At 59.0% G+C, this 3833-nt stretch carries 6 protein-coding genes; 4 read left to right on the top strand and 2 right to left on the bottom strand.

From position 1 onward, the window contains the following. A partial coding sequence (locus tag AC630_RS46530; protein WP_208867116.1) for a hypothetical protein occupies positions 1-193 on the top strand: 193 nt, incomplete at its 5' end. Between the two features lie 163 nt (positions 194-356). After that, on the top strand, positions 357-1022 hold the full coding sequence (locus AC630_RS41365) for an SOS response-associated peptidase (RefSeq protein WP_074124157.1): 666 nt from the start codon (positions 357-359) through the stop codon (positions 1020-1022). 26 nt (positions 1023-1048) lie between these two features. Here AC630_RS41365 and AC630_RS44970 read toward each other — a convergent pair whose 3' ends face one another. Beyond that, entirely contained in the window at positions 1049-1339 is a 291-nt protein-coding gene (locus AC630_RS44970) for a hypothetical protein (protein ID WP_143198735.1), read from the bottom strand. 73 nt (positions 1340-1412) lie between these two features. On the opposite strand from AC630_RS44970, the gene AC630_RS41360 reads away from it, so the two are divergent. Then, positions 1413-2081 (top strand): hypothetical protein, encoded by a 669-nt coding sequence (locus AC630_RS41360; protein ID WP_143198734.1) that lies wholly within the window; start codon positions 1413-1415, stop codon positions 2079-2081. Positions 2082-2160: 79 nt separating this feature from the next. Further along, positions 2161-2355, top strand: a complete 195-nt coding sequence (locus AC630_RS41355) for a hypothetical protein (protein WP_074124153.1) — start codon at positions 2161-2163, stop codon at positions 2353-2355. A gap of 1282 nt (positions 2356-3637) precedes the next feature. Here the strand turns inward: AC630_RS41355 and AC630_RS41345 are convergent. Next, positions 3638-3833, bottom strand: a 196-nt coding sequence (locus AC630_RS41345; RefSeq protein WP_208867115.1) for an ester cyclase, incomplete at its 5' end; no start/stop codon positions are given.

Below are 3833 nucleotides of genomic sequence, written 5' to 3'. Positions count from 1 at the left end.
TGCCATGCCCGAAACACCAAGCGACATTGATTATACTGTTGATGTGGGCAGACACGAGACGATGTTCCGTGCGAAGACACCCAAAGGAGAGGAATATCTCGGCGGCGCTGATCTTACAATGTCCAATGAGGAAGCGCATACGTTCATACAGGAGGCCCGCGCAGCAGGGCTGACAGTCAAATCGTATTTCTAGCGTGCCTCACCCTTGGTGCGTTCATCCCCCGAAAGCGGACATTCACCCCACATCCGTGCCGACCCGCGAGAGATTGATAACTTGCCAGCCTCCTTGGTGACGCTTTGATGCCCGGATGGGCACGAAATCGCGAGAAACCATCTATTGAGCGTCGGTTAGCCTGATGTGCAACCTCTACAGTATCACCACCAACCAAACCGCCATCGCCGCGCTGTTCCGCGTGGTCAATCGCTACGTCGGCAACCTCGCGCCGATGCCGGGTGTGTTTCCGGACTATCCCGCGCCCGTGATCCGCAACACCGACGCGGGCACCGAGATGGCGCTGATGCGCTGGGGCATGCCACCGCCACCGCGCACGGGTGGCCCGCCGGTCACCAACATTCGCAACACGTCATCGCCGCACTGGCGCGGCTGGCTCAAGCCGGAGAACCGATGCCTTGTGCCGTTCAACAGCTTTGCCGAATACGCGCCCGAACCGAACCCCGAGACCAAGAAGAAGGATGTCATCTGGTTCGCGCTCAACGATGACCGGCCGCTCACGGCCTTCGCTGGCATCTGGACGACGTTCAACGGAGATCGCGGCACGAAGTCCAAGCCGGTGCCGGGGCCGCATCAGGTCTACGGTTTCCTGACAACCTCGCCGAACGCGATTGTCGAGCCGATCCACCCCAAGGCCATGCCGGTGATCCTGACGACCGAGGAGGAGCGCGACATCTGGATGCGCGCGCCGTGGGATGAAGCGAAGGCACTGCAAAGACCCTTACCTGACGATGCGCTCAAGATCGTGATGCGCGGCGAGGACAAGGAAGAAGACAGCGACATAAGTTAGAAACAGATCGCACTTATGCTGCTGTCTCAATGAACAATCCGCCTTCTGCGTTCAAGTTCATCGGCTGTCTCTATGATCTTTTCTGCGAGCCGCTTGACCAGCTCTGTGTGAACCTCCTCTGGTGGCAATTTTGCCTGCTCGGTGGGCGGAAGTGCATCGCGTGCTAATCGTCTGATGATCGACAGGTGTAGAAGCAGGGCCTGAGTGCGGCCACGGCTGCACGGTAAACCAGTCTGACGCCGATCTTCGCGCTCCTCGTCGATAGCTGTGCTTGCGATCTGAGCGATCAGTCTGATGGTATCGTTCGACTCACTCATCTGCGCGGGCTCACTCTTGCGATCAGATCGTGCTATAGTGGCGCTAAACCAGCGGCATGAACAGGAGGCCGCGATGACTATAGCAGAGCGCGACGTTGTTCCGCGCGAAAGCGATCAGGAATTTCTAGTCGAATGCTGGAAGCAATGTCTGGCTGAAATGATCGCTGACGTCCGAGAGACAAAGCTCCGTTGGAAGGACGCATCCGAACTCCTAAAGGCAGAATCGGCGGCAGCGATTGCGGAGGCGCGCGCCGCTTTCAGCGACACGCTGATCAAGCTCGAGCGCTCGATCGACGAGCGGCTCGGCCGGCTGCGGCAGATAATCAATCAGAAGAACGGGCCACCCGTGCGTGCCTACGTCGAGGACAAGGTACACTATGAGGGGGAACTGGTCACGCATGACGGCTCGACGTATCAGGCGCTGTGTGACACCGGCCGCGCACCGCCGGATGAAGAGCATTGGATTTGTGTCGCGGCTGGAGGTCTTGATGGCCTTTCGTTTCGTGTGAAGGGCACGTATCAACCGGGCGAGCGATATTCCAAATTTGACGTTGTCGCGCTCAATGGCGGGAACTTTGTAGCGCGCCGCACCAATCCCGGTATATGCCCGGGCGACGACTGGCAGGCGCTCTGCTTCCAGGAAAAAAGGGACCGGCTGGACCGAAAGGCGATCGTGGCGAACGCGGCCTTCCCGGCCCATCGATCAAGGGATGCGAGCTGGAGCCCGAGCGGTACACACTGATCCTAAACCAAGGCGATGGCACGTCGATCAGTATCAACCTGCGCCCGTTCTTTGCGGCCTATCATGCGGAGTGCAACGGATGAGCACGAAGCTACGCTACGTTGAGGCAGACGCCGTCCCTTACTGGACTTGCGGCGTCAAAGGTTGGCTGCTTGACGGCGAAAACTATCGCATCATTCCGCTCTGTTGGTCGCCCGATGAGTACGTGGCACCCCCAATCGAAGTGGGCCGGGAGATGTGGGAGGAACTGGAGCGCATGGCGAGCGGCGATTGATTGAAACAAATGTCGCCTGCGATCCTCCTGTCCCAGTTCCTTTCTAGTCGCCAAGCTTCACTGCCTTGTCGATTGTCCGAGAGCGCCCTTCGCAGCCGATCTGGAGCTTCAACTCGATGTCTGCTCTCAGGCTAGACCGGAAGACGGACACGCGGCCAAAACGACGCGAATGACCCGAGGCAGACATCGGACCGCTCAGACCTGTGCCAAAAATTGCCTACGCCGCCGTTAAGAGCATCAGGGCAGGATTTTGAAATGAAGTGGCGGGAGTACATCACGCTGGGTCGCGACGTGGCCGCTGGCCGCACGCGCGCAGCAATCGGCGGGCGAGGTTCGGCTACCGGCGACAAGGGTGGGCCGACATCAGGGGCTAGGAACAGAAAGGCTGCGGGAGGTATGGACTAGCGCGGACGCCTTGATCGCTTGAGGTCTGCGACCTTGAACCTGTTGCCGGCCTGCAGGCTGCTGCAAAACCAGTGGGCTCTGTTTCGAATCTCGCCCAGGAACACCTTCGTCTCGACGCAATTCTCGTAGGATGTATGAGTGATGGTGTCTCGGCACGTTGTCGAGAAGGGTCCATAGTTCAAACCGCCGCCCGACTCGCTGCATCCAACCCAGGGATCTTTGCCGTGTGGGAAGCTTGATGCACAGCCACCGTTGCAGCTGCTAGCGACTTTCTCCAAACTGGCAATCCTCCCCATCACTGAACCCGGTGCATACGAAGGCGTCCGTGCGGCTGACGATGACGTTTGCGTGGTTGACGACGTTCGGCGAGATGCTCTCGTATTTGTCACGCGCTCCGCTCGATGTGGCCTTTCCACCTGCGTCGGCGCATCGACCGTGACCGGGGGAAGCGGGGTGGCGGAGCCTGTTGCGGTTTGCGACACTGCGGGGCCGCACAGCAAGACGGCTGACAAGACAGCGACGGCTGAGGGCGCGACAAAGCTGAACGACAATCTCATGGCCATGTCCTCTCGCAGACGGACATGCCGTCCAATGCGCATACGCTGCCGCACAACTATTAGCCGAAATTGCGAATTTAGCAACTGAGGGTTAAAAGGGGTTTTGCCGATGACCGCCATTGAATGGTGGCCAAGGAGAACACGGACCACTCGCCAATAGCCGTTGTCATGTCTGATTTTGGCCCTTCGCGACATGCTGCACCGCCATGCGACCTTGGTCACTAACGGGGGCATAGCGGAAATCGACAGTTCGCCGTCGATCGCGGAGCGCGACGCTCGTGACCCGGAGCGGACCACGCAACGCGGATCGTTCCTCCGGCCTAAAGTTGTCTTTCGATAGCTGCCTTGTCGATGATCGACCACACCGCCTTTATTTTCCGCTCGTCGAACTCATAGAATACGTTCTCGGCGAAGGAGACCTTCCGCCCATTAACTTCAAGGCCGAGGAAACTTCCTTTTGGCGTGCAGTTAAATCCGAGCCTGCTCGCGATGCGCGGGGGCTCACAGACTAGGAAT

It is taken from the genome of Bradyrhizobium sp. AS23.2 (assembly GCF_001908185.1).
Classification (GTDB): Bacteria; Pseudomonadota; Alphaproteobacteria; order Rhizobiales; family Xanthobacteraceae; genus Bradyrhizobium.
Note: the sequence above shows the minus strand (reverse complement) of the source record. Positions and strands in the feature narration are given on the sequence as shown.